This is a genomic window from Bacillus cereus group sp. BceL220 (assembly GCF_051776965.1).
GTDB lineage: Bacteria > Bacillota > Bacilli > Bacillales > Bacillaceae_G > Bacillus_A > Bacillus_A cereus.
In genome coordinates this window covers 1-17204 of record NZ_JBPWBC010000009.1, presented here as the reverse complement: position 1 = coordinate 17204, position 17204 = coordinate 1, and the positions used below count along the sequence as shown (strand labels likewise).

The window sequence follows — 17204 nt, the reverse complement described above, 5'->3', positions numbered from 1 at the left end:
TTATTATATTTTAAACTTACCAATCATCTCTTGTAATTCTTCTGCCATTTGTGATAAATGGACTGCTGCTGCATTTATTTCATCTACTGAAGCTAATTGTTCCTCAGAGGAACCAGCAATATTTTGAACACTTGCGGCATTTTCTTCAATCGTAGCTGCAATTTCATTAATAGATGCACTTACTTGTTTTGCATCTACCGTCATTTGTTTTGCTACATCTACCATGCTATCAATTTGTACAACTGTATCATTTGTAGACTTCAATATTTCGACAAAGCTTTGCTTCGTTTCATTTGCAACTACAAGTCCTGATTGTACTTCTGCTCCAACTTGATTCATAGAGCTTACTGTTTCTTTTATATCAAATTGAATCTCTTTCACTAGTTTCCCAATTTCCGTAGAAGACTGTCCTGATTGTTCTGCTAGCTTTCGCACTTCATCTGCTACAATTGCAAATCCTCTACCTTGCTCTCCAGCTCTCGCAGCCTCAATTGCCGCATTTAACGCTAATAAATTTGTCTGTTCTGCAATATGTTGAATTACTTCAAGGATTGCTCCAATTTGTTTCGACTTATCGTCTAACAAACCAATGATTTTGTCTGACTGTGAAACAGACTCATGAATTAATTGCATTTGATTCACAGTTTGTTCAACTAACTTCCCACCATTTTCAGCTTTTTTCTTCGTATACATAGAGGCTGTAGATACTAATGAAGAACTATCTGCAACACGCTGAATTCCTTCTGTAACTTCTTCTAACAATGTTGCTCCTTCTTCAACTTCTTTCGTTTGTATTTCTGCACCACTTGATACTTGCTCTATAGCCTGTGTAATTTGTTCCGTTGCTTCGCTTGTCTGCTTCATACTAGCTGTTAATTCTTCTGAAGATGCCGCTACATGACTTGCTGAAGTGTTTATATTGGAAATGACACTTTGTAACGATGCAGCCATCTCGTTAAAACTTTCTCCTAGCTGTCCAATTTCATCTTTAGAATGAACTGTAATTGATTCTGTTAAATCACCTTCACTAATCTTCTTCGATGATATGACAAGTTGTTTTAACGGTTTAATAATAGACGCAATTATGAAGTAAATTACAATCCCACCGATTATTAGTGAAATTCCAAGAACAGTTATTGTTTTATAGAAAATAGGTTCAGCCGCTTCGATAATTTCTTTGGAAGGCATAATTCCTGCTATTTTCCATCCAGTTTTCTTATTCGTTTTAAAAGTGATATTGCGATCTTCACCATCTAATGAATAATGAAAATCCCCAGCTTCCTGTTTATACAATTCTTTACTAAGTTTCTCTTCTAATTTCTCTCCTGGCTTCATTTTCGGGTGCGCTACTACATTTTTATCTTGATCAAATATCGCTACATATCCTTCCTTACCGATATTAACCATCTTAGAAGTAGTAACAATATCATTAATGATTAAGTCAATCCCAAGAACTCCACTTTTATCCTCGTTTTGTTTTGCTAGTGTAATAACAATATTTCCTGTCGTTTTTGACTTATATGGAGCAGTTACAATTACTTCTCCGCTTTTCTTCACTGCCTCTTTATACCAATCTCTTTCTGTAGGATTATATCCATCTGGCATCTGAATAGCTGGTGATTGAATGAACTGTCCATTACTAGATCCTGTATAGATTGCTTCCATTTCTGGATGCAGTTTATTGTATTCTTCTAGTTTATTCTGTATGTTTTGAATTTGATCTGCTTGGTAACTTGATTGTGTAAATAATTTCGTAAAATAAGTTGCATCTATTTTTTTACTATCCAATTCCTTATTAATTACATTATCCAAAATTTTTATATTATCTTTCGCCGAGTTTAAAATTGTTTCATTAAAATTCGTCTTCGCCTGTTGATAAGACGTCCAACCAATTATAATACTTGGAAGAATTAAAATAATAATAAATGATACAAGTAACTTTGTTTTTAAACTACTACTCCTTAATTTCCCTTGAAACATACTTCTACCCCTCCATACCGTTTTAAATGTAATTAATTAACATTTAATCTTTCTATAAAAATAATACGATTTAAATGTATCAATGAGACTCTCTATCTTTTTATACATCTAAAGAATTGATACATATCTTTTTCATTCTATATAAATTAAATAATTAAAACAATGTATAAAAATGTATATTATTCGAAATATTATAATTCATAGGAGAACCTCTAGTATTTCACTTACTAGAGGTTCTTTCCACCTTACTATTCTTTATCTACTTCTTTTTTCTCATCTTCTACTACAGATACAACAGGTTTATCGCTTGATAATTGTTGTACCGCTCCTTTTCCTGCAAATCCTTCTAATAGCTCTTTTAAGTCAATGCCAGAAGAAGCTTTTAACGTTTCTTGCATCGTTGCCATTAAATCAGTCGCATAACCCGCAACTTTTCCGGCCCCGCTATTTTTACCACCGCCGCCTGTATCGACAACTGTGATTTTATCAATATTACTAAGCGGACTTGCAAGTTCCTTCGCATAACTTGGAAGCATTTTAAGAACCATATCCATAATTGCCGCTTGACCATATAATTCAAATGCTTCTGCGATTTTTTGTTTCGCTTCTGCTTCTGCTAAACCTTTTAATCTAATAACATCTGCCTCTGCTGTCCCTTGCGCTTTTTGTACTTCCGCTTTCGCTTGACCTTGTGCTTTTTCAATTTCCGCCTTCGCTAAACCTTCTACACGTACTTCTTCTGCACGTGCTCTCGCTTCTGCTTCAATCTTATATTGATCCGCATCGGCTTTTTTAATTTGTTTTACTTTTTCTGCTTCCGCTGATTGCTCAACAGCATAGCGATCTGCATCGGCTTTTTTCTTAACTTCTGCATCATATTGCTTTTCACGACGAGCAATTTCTTTTTCTTCTAACTCAATTTGCTTTTCACGCTCAATGATTTTAACGCGCATTTGCTCTTCTGTAACACCTTGTTGTGCTTTCGCTTGTTGTAATTCGTAAGAAAGATCCGCATCTGCACGCGCTTGTTCTTGTTCTCTCTTATAAGACTGTACTTTTAATTCTTTATGTTTTTCAGCTTCAGCGATTTGTGCATCACGTTGATATTCTGCTTCTTTTGCCTCTTTTTCAGCACGGGCTTTTTCAATACGTGCTTCTTTTTCACGCTCTGCATTCGCAATTGTTGCATCACGCTTAACTGTCGCAATTTGGGGCTGACCAAGCGCATCTAAGTATCCGTTTTTATCCATTATTTCTTTAATTGTGAAAGAAACAATGCGAAGTCCCATCTTCTTTAAATCTGTAGAAGCTACTTCATGTACCTTTTGAGCAAATTGCTCTCTATTACTATACGCATCTTCTACTGTCATAGAAGATAAGATAGCACGGAGATGCCCTTCTAAAACTTCTTTTGCTTCTATTTTTAACTCTTCTGTTTCTTTTCCTAAATATTGTTCAGCTGCTGTGGAAACTTCTTCAATTGTTGATCCCACTTTAATAATAGAAACACCGTTTACTGTGATCGGTACACCTTGTTTCGTATACGTATCACGTGTACCAACTTCTAATTTATAGTTTAATAAGCTTAAAGGCTCTGCTCTCTGCATAATTGGAACTACGAAAGTACCGCCCCCGCGAATAATCTTAATCTTCTTTCCATCATCAGTGGTAACTACATTCTTTCCTCCACCAAGCCAGTTCCCTGTAACAATTAACGCTTCATCCGGACCAACCGTACGATACTTCGTAATAAATACTAAAATGAGTAGAATTAAAATTGCGAGTAAAACTCCACCGATAATTAATGGAATCGTCATGTAAATTCCCCCTTATAATTTTGGTTTCTTTAAAGAATAAGCGATGTTTTGTACAAGTAAAACACCATCTTGGACTCCCTCGATAATAACCTCTGTTCCTTGCGAAATATCTTTTTTTCCAACAGTTTTAGCTGGGATTGCATTACTTCCAAATTGGGATGAAATTAATACTTCACCAAATCCTTCTGTAGGAATTGTCGTAATGACTTCTCCTTTGTAACCGATAAATTCATCCATACGTTGCATCGTATTTTGTTCTGCTTCTGCAATCGGTTTTAAAATTAGTATTTTCATGATGAAAACACCGATAAAAGATATAGCAAATGCAGCCCCGAAAATAGTAATACTATTAAAGGAGAATAAGTACTCTCCTATATAACTAAGCCCACATAACATGGCGAAAAAACTAAGTAATAAAGTAACAACGGATACAGATCCGCCCCCAAAACTAAATATCGATTCAAATATATCTCCAAAAAAGATATAAATAACAGTGAGTATAGTAGCAATAATAAATCCGTATAAATAAATTGTTTCAAGTGGATAACCAAACAAAGCCATTTCTTATCCCCCTCTCTTAAACAATCCCCTTTTTTGTTATGTGTATGCCCCACCTCTTTCAAAGATTATTGTTCTTAATTTTCAGTCATTTACCTTTTAAATAAAAGCCTGTAAGACAGGCCTCTAAAAAAGAACAGGAGAAACCTATTGTGACAGGCTCCTCCTAGAAAATAACCGATATATTATATATCTATATAATATACTATTTTCCACAAAAAGTAAAGTTAAACATACATTGGAAAAGCACTTATTTTACTGACAATTCGTATGTTCCATCGCCATTATCATATTTATATACATACAAGTAATACTTACCTGGTTTTGCATTAAATTTTGCTTCTATATGATTCCCATTAGCTTGACCGTAAGCCGCATAATTTTGCATATCTGATTCATGGTGAAGTACCCATGTCATCCCAATTCCATACTCATTTAAAACAGAAATATCGATATCTTTCGCTGATGCTACATTAAATGTATAAACATCAGTGTGGTCCCCGCCAATAAGACTACCTTTTATCTTACTATTTAGCTCGATACGATTTGCTTCCTCTGGACGATTATTTGGCTCTGATTCTGTTAAACTTCCATCTTTAATCGTAACAGTTGTTTCGCTTCTGCTCTCTTTTCCTTTATCGTCTTTTACTCTTAACGATACTTTATAAGAACCTTCTTTTTCATATACATGTACTGGATTCACTTCTGCACTTGTGCTTCCATCTCCAAATTCCCATAAATAAGAAACAATTTTTCCATCTTCATCGTTTGAATCATCACTTTTAAATTGAATTCCCTCTTTTACAAGCCCATTATAAGGGCCATTTATATTAACTGTTGGAGCTTTATTTTCTCCATCATCTTTCGCAATTCCATGGAAGACTACATCATATTCAAATTCATTTGAACTATTCACACGATAATTAACGAAGTAAGCTGTAACAGTTTTGTAGCCACTCCATTCTTTTTGCGCCAATTGTTCTAAAGATTCATTTACTCTTTTACTCATCGCTTTCCAATCTTCTGATTCACCTTTTGTGACACTTCCTGTATACGTACCTTCTAATGTAAATGTATTAAAGAATTGAGAATTATGTTTTGTCATTTTTGTATCTTTCATAGGCAACGTATCACTAATTTCTTTCTTCACCGCTGTTAATGACTTCGTTGCATGTTCAGCTAAATAATCACCGGCTACTTCTGGTACAGTGTATGTATCTTGATTATCAATTAACTGCTGCATATACTCTTGATACTCTTTATTTAACTTAGGATCTTTACTTAGATTTTCACGATATGCATCATAATTTTTCACATCATTCGCACGAATCAAATCTTGAATTTTATCAAATGTTTCAAACTGATGCGTATATAAGTAAGACTGCAATGCGAACGAGTAATTATAGAAATCCCAAGAACCGTATTTAGCAAATAGTGTACGCTCTGCTGTATAACGGCTTGCAGGATCAGATGATAATCCGCTAATTATGCTCTTTCTTGGTACAACGTTATTCGTACGAGTAGATCCTGCGAAAAACTCTGCATTTCCTTCTTGGAACCAAGTTAACCTTTCATTTTGATACATATCTCCTCTTCCAAATAGACCTGGTACTTCATATCTACCTTGCAGGTAATGAGTAAATTCATGACGGAATAACTCTTCTAAACTATAAATACTTTGCTCTGGTGTACGCTCATATGTAAAGAATGTACCTGTCTCTTCAATATAAATTCCACCGTTGTTTGTTTCATATCCATACAATTGTCTATTTAACTGATATTCATCTGGACTATTATAAATTACGATCGTTAATACATCATCCGCATTTCCTGGCTCTAACGCTTTGTCATTTCCAATTACACGGTGATACTGTGCCTTTACTTCCTTCGCAGCCCAATATAGTCTCTTAATTTTTTCTTCTGATACTTTATCTCCTGTTTTGAACACAATTGATCCATCGTCGAATGTATACGTTTTTGGTAAGTATTGCTCTTTTCCTTCTTTACGTATTTTCTCTAAATCTACTGTATTCCCGCTATAATCTTTACCATTATAATTTGTTGTAATTTGTTCTACCGCAACAAAATAAGGTTCACTTAAGCGCGGGTACATATGCATGGCTTTTGTAACAACCTCTAATCCTTTATTTGGATTGCTATGAAACTTCCCTAAACGGCTAGCAAAATAAATTCCATTATTAACGAGCCATTTATTTTCTGACGTTACTTCATTTAGAAGAGCAATACGATTTATTTCATTAATAAACCCATCTACTTTTCCATACCACATCGTTTCATTCGCTTCTTTACGAGCCTCAGTTAAGTACGACTGTATATCATAGTCAATACCTTGCATAATATCGTATATTGCTTGTCCCTTCATTCGATCATTTACATAAGTAGTATAATTATCATTGTATTGCTTTAAAATATTCGATGCGTATTGAACCGTTTCAACATCGCTTGAAGCATTACTAATTAATTTACCGTATGCAGATACGACTGTATCTTGTTCAACTGTACCAAGCTTAAAGTTTGGATTTTTTGCGATTGCTTTTAAAGCAGGTAAACATTTATCCTGGAAGCTTCTTTCATTTAAGTCGCTTAATTCACTATTATAAAATGCAAGATAAAAAGCTGAACGCAACACTTCAGTAAACGTTTGAATTCCTTTTGAATCATCTTTCGTAAATGTACTACCTCTATGAGCTAATTCATCTATAATGACTTGCATTTTTCCTTTATCTTTATAAAAAGCCTTTGCATCTTCATTAAACTGGAATAAGTCTGTAATTTGGTGCCACTTAATACTGCCTAACGTTTCAACTAATTCTTGATCATTCATTTTGTTTAAATCAGCCATTGAATAGCTTTCTTTAACTTGCTTTACTGCAGTTTTCTTCGTAATAGATGCTGGTCGCTGTGAAAAATCTCCTACTTTTAAACGTTCTTGAAATGATAAAGTTTCATCAACTTTTGAAATATGTCCAACTTCATCTACCGACTTTTCAATTCCAACCGGTTTCGTTTTCAACACGTTATACGGTACTTTTTCTTCCGCTGCTGCATGAGTTTGAAGTGCCCCTAACGATAAAGCCATTGTACTAATGCTAAGCATCACTTTATTGATCTTTGATTTCTTGTTCATATCCTTGCCCCCTATTTTAATATTCCATTCAAGAATTTAACATAAAATCTGGATGTAACAATATAAAATGCAATATTTCATATTATTTCTTCCTATAATTTGTACATATCGTGAACGCATTGCTCTTTACCTCCCTAAAACAAATTACATCCTTTCATGTTACAAAAAGAGAATTTTTTGACAATTAAAAACTTAATTGTTATGATTATTATAATTGTTAACTTTATTAAATAAGGGTGGGATTCTATGATAAAAAAAGAAAACAGTGTATTTTATATCTCCTTCTTGCTAACAACATTATTCATTATATGGGGAATTACCCCAGCAAGTTGGATACAAGGCTACGATTTACAAAGTGTTACATCTTCTTTAAACTCATTTATCCTCAATAAATTTGGGTGGTTTTACTCTCTACTTATGACTACAATGATTATTTGGGCTGCTTATTTAGCATTTTCTAAGTACGGTTCTATTCGTCTTGGTAAAGATGGAGAAAAGCCAAAATATAATTATCCATCTTGGCTATCCATGTTGTTTGGGGCAGGAATGGGAATTGGACTCCTCTTTTATGGAATCGCTGAACCGATTTCACATTTTACAGATCCATTAACAGGAAAAGCAGGTACAGAAGAAAGCGCCAAACTCGCTATGCAATATTCATTTTTCCACTGGGGACTCTTTCCGTGGTCACTATACGCAATGGTCGCTTTAACAATTGCATATTTCACATTCCGCAAACAAAAAGGTAGCACTATCGGGGCTACAGTTACTCCATTATTTAATCGATCGAAAAATTCCCGTATCGGAAAAACAGTTGATATTTTAGCTGTTTTAGCCACAGTGTTTGGCATTGTACCATCTGTTGGGATTGGTGCTCAACAAATTGCTGGAGGATTAAGCTATTTATTCCCTTCCATTCATAACACTTTACTTACCCAGCTCGTACTTATAGCTATCTTCGCTATTTTATATTTAACAAGTGCACAAACTGGCTTAGATCGTGGGATTAAATATTTGAGTAACTTGAATTTCTCTCTTGCAGGTATTTTACTCATCTCTTTCTTACTTTTAGGACCAACTGTATTTATTATGAAATATTTCACATCTACACTCGGTTCTTATATCGGCGGTTTACCTAGTATGGGATTAAATTTAGGAGCATTTAGTGAAAAATCTTCTTCTTGGATTGAAAACTGGACTATTTTCTATTGGGGATGGTGGATCTCTTGGTCTCCATTCGTCGGCACATTTATCGCACGTATTTCTAAAGGACGTACAATAAAAGAATTTATTTTTGGAGTTGTATTAGTCCCAACTCTTATCTGTACATTTTGGTTTGCAGTATTTGGCGGTACCGCTATCCATATGGAAATGTTCCAATCGCTTGGAATAGCTGATGAAATTGCAAAAAATGGTACAGAGATTGGATTATTTGCTGTTATTTCACATCTACCATTCTCTACATTTTTAACGATTATCGGGTTAATTTTAGTAGCCACATTTTTCGTTACTTCTGCTGATTCAGCAACATTTGTTGTTTCCATGCAAACGAGTAACGGAAGCTTATCACCGAAAAATAGTTTAAAACTTATATGGGGATTAACAATCGCGATAATTGCCGCTATTTTATTACAAGCTGGAGGATTAAATGCACTGCAAATAGCAGCTATAATTGCTGCGCTACCATTTTCTATCGTAGTCGTTCTTATGGTTATTTCACTCTTTAAGGAGCTTCGAAAAGAAGATGTTAATTTACAAGCAAAAGAAGTTCCGCAAAAAATAAAGAAGGTTATGTAACGATTAGCACCTCAAATTACTTCTAAATCCGTAATAACTGAGGGAAAAGTAGATTAATAAAACCCATTCTTATGAAATATAATTTTCATAAGAATGGGTTTTTTACTCTATTATATAGTGTTGTAAACATGCTTTCTCCTCAAAACCTACTTTCTTGTACAACTTCATAGCACCATCATTATTCGGATTCAAACATAGTTCTATCTCTCTCATCCCTTGAAAGGAGAAAATATACTGAATTGCTCCTTGTAATAACCGCTCTCCAACACCTTCTCCATTTATATCCCCCTTAAAAAAGACATTATCATAAGCCTATTTCAAAATGAAACTGCCATGATAATGTCTTCTCAAAAACTTATATAATTATTTTACAATATAATAAGATAAAACGTTATTTACTTCTTAAATAATCTCTTTCTAAATACAAACATACTCAGTGCCGAAAGAACTAATGCTACGCCTGAAAGTAACTTTGATGTATTCGCTTGTCCACCTGTTGCTCCTAATGATTTCTTACTTTCTTCCTGTTTATTAGCAACTGGTTTATTTTCTTTCACAACTTGATTATTCATGTTTTGTTCTTGGACTACTTCGGATGGATTTACTGCTTCTTTTGAACCCTCAATTTCTTTTCCTGTTTCTTTTACCTCCGCTTTCGACTCTTCAACTCCTGTTGTTGGCTCGTCCACTCCTGTTGTTGGCTCGTCCACTCCTGTTGTTGGCTCGTCCACTTCTTCTTTCGATCCTTCAACTTCTTTTATTGGTTCTTTCACTTTTTCTTTCAATCCTTCAACTTCTTTTGTTGGTTCTTTCACTTCTTCTTTTGCTTCTTCAACTTCTTTTACCGGCTTTTTTACTTCTTCTTTTGTTTCTTCAACTTCTTTTACCGGTTCTTTCACTTCTTCTTTTGTTTCTTCAACTTCTTTTACCGGTTCTTTTACTTCTTCTTTTTCCACTATATTCTGCATAACTGTTCCGTTAAACCTGATGCTAATTTCATCAGAATCTAAATCAAATTTATACACCTTTTCACCTGGGGTATTCCATTTTATTACTCCGTTATTAAACGTCCCTCCCTCACTTGCCAATTGAATATTTTCAATACTTTCTCCTTCTAAATCATATACAGGAACTTGAATTTCTTCGTTTATTTTTGCATCATTTAAAATGATATTTTGTCTTCCAACATCAATTGTAAACCACTGACCTAATTGTATTAACGGCCTTACATCACGAATCTCATTCCCAGCTAGATTTAAGCTAAATAAGTTTAGCATGGAACCAATAACCGTTACATCTTTAATATGATTGTCCGCAAGATTTAACCACTGTAAATTTTCCAATGAAGATAGTGGTTTTATATCTTCAATTTGATTATGAGATACATTCACATTATTCAATTGTTTCAAGTTTGAGATGAACTCAATATTTTTCAGGTCTACTCCTTCTAAAGTGAGATTTTCTAAGTTCGTCATGTACTCTAAACCTGTTATATTTTTTATCTCATTTCCTTTTTCTTCAAGTATCTCTAGTTTTTTAATCTGTAATAAATCTTCTTTTGTGATAGGAGCGTTTACATTCTCTCTACCTAAATTCTCTTTATTAATATGTTGTTGTAAAGTTTTATCGAGAATTACATTTTCCTTTTGTTCATTATTCTCTTTTATTGTTTCCTTGATTTCGTCTAATCTTTCAACAACATTTTGAATTACTGTTCCATTAAACTTAATACGATTCTCTTCTGGATTTATATCCAACATAAATTCATATGTTTTTTCACCGGTAGTCCCCCATTTAACAGAACCATTATTAACGATCCCATCTTCACTCTTCAATTGAATAGTATCAAGTGGCTCTCCTTGTAAATTATAGATAGGTATTTTAACTTCCTTATCTTTTTCTACATCATCTAAAAAAATTTTTTGTCTTTGAATATCGATATACATTCTTTTTCCTAGTTCTTGAACTGGTCTAACATCACGAATTTCATTTGAACCTAGTTTTAAATCATATAAACCTGTTAATTGACTAAGTGGCGTTATATCTGAAATATAGTTTTCTTCTAGATTTAATTTCTGTAAACCTGACAATTTTGATAATGGCGTAAGATCTACTAATTCATTTTTGGAAAGCCCTAATTCAATTAATTTATTCATTCCATTAATATGTTCAACATTACTCAATCCATTATTGCTTATTTCAAATGTCTTTAAATTCTTTAATTGGTGAACTCCTTCAAGACCTGCATTACTAATTTGATTATTTGCTACAGTCAAAGTCCTTAAAGATTTCACTGTAAATAATGGTTTAATATCTTTTATATAATTACTATTTAAATCTAGCATTTTAATCTTCTTCATTTGGCTTAATGGGCTTAAACCTGAGATTTTATTGTTTCTCAAAGTTAAAAACTCAATATGCTCTAACTTAGCCAAAGGTCCAATATCTTCAAGTTCACCATAGGTTATACTTAATGATTTCAATTGTCTCAAGTCCGAGATAAATTTTATATTTTTTAACTTAACTTCTTCCAACGTTAAGTTTTCTAAGTTCGTCATATATTCTAGACCACTTACGTCTTTTATTCCTTTACTTTTAGCTTCAACGACTATTAAGGATTTAACTTTTAATAAATCTTCCTTAGTTATTGGAGTATCTAGATTCTCTCTATTCAAGTTATATTTATTAATATGCCTTTGTAATTGCTTATCTACTATTACATTCGCATCTTGTTGATCCACTTTATCCTCTTTATTTTCCTTTTGTGCTTCTGGAACATCTTTATCTAAATTCAATGTATTTACTTCAAACTGTACTTGGTACTTATTATCATAGGCCATTGTTGGAATATAAATATGCATTCGCATATTATACCTTTTTCCTAGTTCCCCTACTTCAAACTGAATCACTTTCGTTCCATTTTTCTTTTTATCTTCTGATATTACTTTCACATCATGAAACACACCTGGAGTATGAATATCCTCTGTTTTCAAGTATTGAAAGAAATCACTATCACTTAACGTTGCTGTTACAATTTTCTTTCCATTCTCAATTGTTAGTTTAGGATCCTTTATATAAACAGCTGCCATAGACTCTTCATTCGTTTTATCTTTATACGCTTTAATAACAGCGTCATATGTACCATCTTCTAAACCTTGTCCAGTTTTATTCGCCTCAATTGCTACTGCCGCTAAAGCAGGTGTTGAATAAACAGCAAACGGAAGTGATAACGCCGCCGCTATAATCATTGCATTTATACGTTTTCTTTTATTTTGTTTCAACTTTACATCTCCTCCAAAATATATAATTCGAAATGTAATCATTTCTCGAATAAATGATAATGATTTTCATTATCATTGTCAACTAGAAAAATAAAAAGTTTACAAAAAAAGAACCTCTTTACAAGAGGTTATGCCATTTTCTCACCTGATTCTTCTCTAAAAAAGCTTTTCATCGCATGAAATACGTCTGCTTTTTGCTTTAAAATATAATATCTAAAGTTTTCATCTTTAATATTTTTATAGGCTGACATGAGTGTACTGTGGCGGTTGTACTGGTTTAATTAGCAGGGATGTAACCAAATTTAAAAGTATACTTTATTGCAAAGACCTACCTGTAACTTTATAATTTTCACCTCAAGAAATAATGTCCTCCCATAAATAACATTATATTTTAGATTAAATAATTATTAATTTCTCCTATCTCTTTACACCAAAAATAACAGCGTATTTTTATTTACTCAATTACCGAAATCTCAAATGTCTTAAATATTTTCTTATCCCTAATCACCGAGTACGTTTATTTCTCTAAATCACTGTCCATAATAATAAACAACGACAATCCCTTTATCCCTAAGATACAAGCTCTTTTCCAAGAGTATCAAACTCGGTGATTAGGAAGGAGTGGTATACCACTCCTTCCTAATCACCGAGTAGCAAAAGAATTTTCATCTACAGTTCAACCCAAATACCGATACATCAATAACGAAAAAACAGCCACCAATGTGTGATAGCTGTTTTACAAAATCAAGCTGATTTGTTTTTTTACATCACGCTTTGAAAAATCGGTTCGTAACTGTAATGAAATATCATACTCGTTACGCTTTTTATTTTCTTTAATGGATACAGATTGAATGAGAGGTAATAAAAATCGTCTTTTATCCATATCGCTTATTTCTTGAAGCTTGACATCATCTTGAAATACTTCATTCAAAGTATGTAACCATATTTCCTTACTTTTCTCGACTTTTTCTTTGAGGGTGATTTGCTGTTTAAAGTTGTTTATTTGTTGTATGATCCCATCTAGTTTTCGCTGTACATCCGAACGATAAATCGCCAAAGACTTCAAAAAACGTTTATCGTCATTATTTTTCATACGCTGTTTGAGTTCTTCTGTAATATTGTGAAGCTTGATGATGTGGTTTTCGTAGAGACGCTGATGTTTTTGAATATTGTTATTCAGTTCTTGTATCTCATACTGAATTTTTTGTTCTATCGCATGATATACATTATGAAATCCACTTATTTTCACATCAGTAAGTGTTTGATTCACTACTTTATCATGAAGGAGGTCTGCCTCTATTCTTAATTTACAGTTAGGGCAGAAATAAATTTTCCCTCCGTACTTTTTATTTGTAGAGCTTACTGTTTGTTGATTCTTTGTTTTCATTAATTCTTGGCACTTTTCACAAGAAAGCAGCCCTTGTAGCAGAAAACTTGTCTTATAATGCTTAGGCACCATGTTTCCATTACGTTTCTCTGAATATATACGCCAACATGCTTCCCATGTCGTTCGTGAAATAATTGGTTTCACATAGTGATTCGGGGCTTCAATCCAAATATCCCTTTCATTTTGCTTTCCATCTGTTTGTCGACGCCATGATAATAAACCACAATAAAAAGGATTAAGCACAATCGCCTTTACATTCTCTTTCCCCCAATCTTTTCCGCGGCGGGAACCGTTAGGGAGTGTATGAGCAATATACTGAAACCCATGACCATTTACATATAAATTGAAGATTTCTTTTACATAGCAAAGCTCTTCGGTGTGTTCAATAAATTGCTCACTACTCTTATCATATGTGTAACCAAATGGCGGCTTACCACCAAGCCATTTCCCTTGTTTTGCTTTGTTTTCTAAACCTGATCGTGTTCTGGCTATAATGGTGTCAACTTCATATTTAGTAAAACCATCTTCCATAAGTTGCACAATCAAGTCAGTATCAGTATTGTACACACTCTCGGTTGAACTAATAATGATGGGAATATCTAGTGTCTTCATGACAATACGTATCGTTTGATGCTCAAGAGGATCTCTGGCCAAACGATCACTCTTATAAACAATGACAAAATCAAATTCTTTTCTTTTTGCCGCTTCGAACATATTTTCAAGTTCTTTCCTACTTGTAATTTTATTTTTACGAGCAGAAACAGCCTTATCAAGAAAAGAATGAGTATGAATGCAATCATATTTGCGAATCACTTCCATAACCGAATTCAATTGCATATCCATGTCTTGTTTATCCGTAGAATGACGGCCATAAAAAGCAGCCTTCATATTTGGTTGTAATATATGAGAAAGCTTCATGATGTTAACACCTCTTGAGTACGTAAGAATGGGTGTTTAAAAACAATTTCGCAGTTCTTTCCGTCGGTTTTAACTTGTTGTATTAAATCTTGAAAAAAGGAACCTAACTGTCGATTCTCCTTTATATCATCATAGGACAATGAGATAGAGGATTGGTAATTACTTATCTTTTCACGTAATTGCTTTACATCACTTAATTCCTGTATTACCCGTTCTTTTTGTTTTTTATATTTTGCCAGCTCATCATACAGAGCCATAATTTCGATTTCTTTCTGTTCCTTATAAGGTGCATCAGTTTCATGATACCACGTATCTACTTTTGTAATTAATTTTTCATTCATAAGCTTGATTTTCTCTTCAATGGTTTGTATTTTCTGTTTTACTTGCTTCTTAGCATCCTGTTCATATCGATCAAATAATTCATAGAAATGAGAAGTGAGTAGGCTATGAAAATATTCTTTGCAGCGTTCAAAGACTAATGGTTCGATTGTACTCTTAAAAACGTAAACTGAAGAATGGTTTAAACATTTATATTTTAAATTGTCTTTTCTTCTAGCCTTTACTTTTTGTAATGATTCATTACATTTCGAACAAATTAGCAAGTCTTGCAATGGAAATAACACTTGTTCGAATACATAATCTTGGTGAGTCTTTTTGGGAGATAAAACAGTGACAATACTACATGCTTTTTCCCATGTATTCTTATCGATAATGGAAAGTCTTTCATATTTACTAGTAACATCTTCACCAAAAATATTCATAGTACGCAATCCAATATATGTCGGGTTTAATGCAATTTTTCTTATATCAGCCGAAGTCCAAAACTTACCGTTTTCCTTCAAGCCTAATACACTACAAAGTTCTTTCAAGGATTCATATTTTCCCGATACAAGCTCTTGATAAATCCTTTTAACAATTTGTACCTGTTCATCAATCAATTCAATTTCTTTCGTTTCTTTATTCCATTTGAAACCATACGGAAGACGTCCTGGGTTTTTACCACTTTGAAAATTTGACTTTAATGTTTGCTTTAAACGTTCAATAATTTGTTCGCCTTCACGTTGGGCCATACCCGCCATAATTAATTCAAGATACTCACCAATTGGTGTGTAGTACACTGGTGGCTCATTTGGTGCAGTTAAAATAACATTTATCTTCTTATTTCTTAGTATTTGATAAATTTCATAATACTCCATTACATTTCTTGCTAGTCGATCTCGCTTAAATACAAATAAGGTTTCGACATTATTATTTTTGATATCTTGTAATAATTTTTGTAGGGCTGAACGCTTTTTTAAACCGATTTTTCGGGCTGATACCGCTTCATCAATATATTCTTCATCGATAATCAATGCCATATCAATGGAGCGAGTAAGAACAGAATTTTGTTGCATTTCGATTGAGTTTTCCTGAGAATCAATTGAACTTCTATAATATGCAACGGTCTTCAATTCAGGACCTCCTCTCATGATGTTCTATTTACACTGTATGTATCAAAAATAGCAGCTAGTCCTTATTAATTGCTTTAACTAATTCTTTTTCAACAATCTTGATATATGCTTCAAACCACTTTCGAGCTGATTCTGGATCATGAACATAGCTTACTGATGTAATTGTAATTTTCTTTTGCTTATTCATTTTACATATTCCTTTCAATAAATCCGTGGAGGTTAGTCTTATGATAAATGAAATTGGTACACACATTCGTACACTTCGCACTCAAAAAGGAATTGGATTAAACACTTTTGCAAAACAGCTTGGTGTATCACCAGCTTATTTAAGTAATCTTGAAACGGGAAAGACGGATACCATTCAACTTTCATTATTACAAAAGCTACAAGATGAGCTTCACCTCATTACAATAGATAATTCATCCTTAACCCTTGATGAAACAAAATATAGAATTGCTCGCGCAAGCACCCTATTACATAACTTGATACAAAAGGATAAAGCACTTGGATATTACTTATTAGAAACTTTAGAGAAAGGTATTGATCTATCTCAAGCTTCACCTATCCTCCATAACAATGATCAAGATTATTATTTACAGAACTAAAAAAGCTATTCACAATAAAAAACAATTATTTATGTTGATGAATAATTTAACGAAAAAAAGAAGAGCATATCTCTTAAGAAAATGAAGTGACCCCTAAAAGTTAGACACGGTTATTTCATTAGGCAGCTTGATAAAAGTGAGTCCGGTATTGTGAAGTGACCCCTAAAAGTTAGACACGGTTATTTCATTAGGCAGCTTGATAAAAGTGAGTCCGGTATTGTACTGGGCTCATTTTTAATTTTGCCTTAATCCGTTTCGTATT

Annotated in this window: 10 protein-coding genes and 3 pseudogenes; 2 read left to right on the top strand and 11 right to left on the bottom strand. The window is 33.3% G+C overall.

Translation table 11 applies throughout. From position 1 onward, the window contains the following. Positions 1-3: 3 nt before the first annotated feature. The 5 genes and pseudogenes from ACS2FK_RS21190 to colA all read right to left on the bottom strand — a co-directional run bounded on the left by ACS2FK_RS21190 (position 4) and on the right by colA (position 7503). A complete protein-coding gene (locus tag ACS2FK_RS21190) occupies positions 4-864 on the bottom strand; it encodes a methyl-accepting chemotaxis protein (RefSeq protein ID WP_369812832.1) in 861 nt (286 codons plus the stop codon). 81 nt (positions 865-945) lie between these two features. Beyond that, a pseudogene (locus ACS2FK_RS21185) lies at positions 946-1980 on the bottom strand (HAMP domain-containing protein); the annotation flags it as partial. Between the two features lie 248 nt (positions 1981-2228). Continuing rightward, entirely contained in the window at positions 2229-3797 is a 1569-nt protein-coding gene (locus ACS2FK_RS21180) for a flotillin family protein (RefSeq protein ID WP_000154998.1), read from the bottom strand. A gap of 12 nt (positions 3798-3809) precedes the next feature. Continuing rightward, the gene (locus ACS2FK_RS21175; RefSeq protein ID WP_063546389.1) at positions 3810-4358 is read right to left on the bottom strand and encodes an NfeD family protein; all 549 of its coding nucleotides are present in this window, start codon (positions 4356-4358) and stop codon (positions 3810-3812) included. 247 nt (positions 4359-4605) lie between these two features. Next, positions 4606-7503 carry a collagenase ColA gene (gene colA, locus ACS2FK_RS21170; protein ID WP_063546387.1) on the bottom strand — a complete coding sequence of 966 codons (2898 nt, stop codon included), beginning with the start codon at positions 7501-7503 and terminating at the stop codon, positions 4606-4608. A 246-nt stretch (positions 7504-7749) separates the two neighbouring features. Here colA and opuD point away from each other — a divergent pair, with 246 nt between their 5' ends. Beyond that, positions 7750-9300 carry a glycine betaine transporter OpuD gene (gene opuD / locus ACS2FK_RS21165; RefSeq protein ID WP_063546385.1) on the top strand — a complete coding sequence of 517 codons (1551 nt, stop codon included), beginning with the start codon at positions 7750-7752 and terminating at the stop codon, positions 9298-9300. 102 nt (positions 9301-9402) lie between these two features. Here opuD and ACS2FK_RS21160 read toward each other — a convergent pair. From ACS2FK_RS21160 to ACS2FK_RS21135, 6 genes and pseudogenes are all read right to left on the bottom strand, one after another. Next, positions 9403-9573 (bottom strand): annotated as a pseudogene (locus ACS2FK_RS21160) (GNAT family N-acetyltransferase); the annotation flags it as partial. A gap of 122 nt (positions 9574-9695) precedes the next feature. Then, positions 9696-12581 carry an NEAT domain-containing protein gene (locus ACS2FK_RS21155; RefSeq protein WP_438899736.1) on the bottom strand — a complete coding sequence of 962 codons (2886 nt, stop codon included), beginning with the start codon at positions 12579-12581 and terminating at the stop codon, positions 9696-9698. Between the two features lie 128 nt (positions 12582-12709). Beyond that, positions 12710-12862, bottom strand: a pseudogene (locus tag ACS2FK_RS21150) (sporulation protein YhbH); the annotation flags it as partial. Positions 12863-13317: 455 nt separating this feature from the next. Further along, positions 13318-14886 carry a recombinase family protein gene (locus ACS2FK_RS21145; protein ID WP_061885392.1) on the bottom strand — a complete coding sequence of 523 codons (1569 nt, stop codon included), beginning with the start codon at positions 14884-14886 and terminating at the stop codon, positions 13318-13320. Continuing rightward, entirely contained in the window at positions 14883-16337 is a 1455-nt protein-coding gene (locus ACS2FK_RS21140) for a recombinase family protein (protein ID WP_061885391.1), read from the bottom strand. Before ACS2FK_RS21140 ends, ACS2FK_RS21145 begins: the two co-directional genes overlap by 4 nt. A gap of 55 nt (positions 16338-16392) precedes the next feature. After that, a complete protein-coding gene (locus ACS2FK_RS21135; protein WP_256891720.1) occupies positions 16393-16524 on the bottom strand; it encodes a hypothetical protein in 132 nt (43 codons plus the stop codon). Positions 16525-16564: 40 nt separating this feature from the next. On the opposite strand from ACS2FK_RS21135, the gene ACS2FK_RS21130 reads away from it, so the two are divergent. After that, a complete protein-coding gene (locus ACS2FK_RS21130) occupies positions 16565-16942 on the top strand; it encodes a helix-turn-helix domain-containing protein (RefSeq protein WP_063546382.1) in 378 nt (125 codons plus the stop codon). Positions 16943-17204 lie beyond the last annotated feature (262 nt).